1 tRNA gene and 2 rRNA genes are annotated in these 947 nt (G+C 41.6%); all 3 read right to left on the bottom strand.

The features are described from left to right. Nucleotides 1-487, bottom strand: a 16S ribosomal RNA gene (locus tag HZY82_RS05095); the annotation flags it as partial. Nucleotides 488-596: 109 nt separating this feature from the next. Then, a tRNA-Gly gene (locus HZY82_RS05090) sits at nt 597-670 on the bottom strand. A gap of 153 nt (nt 671-823) precedes the next feature. Continuing rightward, a 5S ribosomal RNA gene (gene rrf / locus HZY82_RS05085) occupies nt 824-938 on the bottom strand. Nucleotides 939-947: the final 9 nt, after the last annotated feature.

Here is a 947-nt window from a genome sequence, read left to right as displayed (position 1 = left end):
TACTGTATATAGTTACTATACAATCATTCTTCCCTAACAACAGAGTTTTACAAACCGAAATCCTTCTTCACTCACGCGGCGTTGCTCCGTCAGACTTTCGTCCATTGCGGAAGATTCCCTACTGCTGCCTCCCGTAGGAGTCTGGGCCGTGTCTCAGTCCCAGTGTGGCCGATCACCCTCTCAGGTCGGCTATGCATCGTCGCCTTGGTAGGCCTTTACCCTACCAACTAGCTAATGCACCGCAAAGCCATCTCATAGTGTCAGCTTGACCGACTTTCAATATTCCTTCATGCAAAGAAATATATTATCCGGTATTAGCTACCGTTTCCAGTAGTTGTCCCAGTCTATGAGGCAGGTTCTTTACGTGTTACTCACCCGTTCGCCGCTAAGTTCAAGTGATGCAAGCATCTCTTAAACTTCGCTCGACTTGCATGTATTAGGCACGCCGCCAGCGTTCGTCCTGAGCCAGGATCAAACTCTCCAAAATTATTTTTGTTAGCTTGATTAGCTCTTAAAGTTCTTTATAGTCTTTCTTTTAAGACTGTCCTTTTGGAATTAACGTTGACTTAATTCTTTTAGTTTTCAATGTTCAAATCTGGAGCGGGTGATGAGAATCGAACTCACAACATCAGTTTGGAAGACTGAGGTTTTACCACTAAACTACACCCGCTTATTTCTTTATATTCTTTTCTGTCTCTCTCAAGACTTTTTCTATTATATACTACTACTCTCCTACTGTCAATACTTTTTTTGATTTTTTTTAAAAAATTAATATATTACTTCTTAAAAAATTAAAAAAAGAACCCCTAAGGGTTCTACTATTGCCTGGCAACGTTCTAATCTCGCAGGTCGTAAGACCAACTACAGTCGACGCTAAAGAGCTTAACTTCTGTGTTCGGTATGGGTACAGGTGTATCCTCTTTGCTATCGCCACCAGACGAAAACTA

Source organism: Gemella sp. GL1, assembly GCF_013415365.1.
Taxonomy (GTDB): domain Bacteria; phylum Bacillota; class Bacilli; order Staphylococcales; family Gemellaceae; genus Gemelliphila.
The sequence above is the reverse complement of the archived record's forward strand: the minus strand, read 5'-3'. Positions and strand labels throughout refer to the sequence as shown.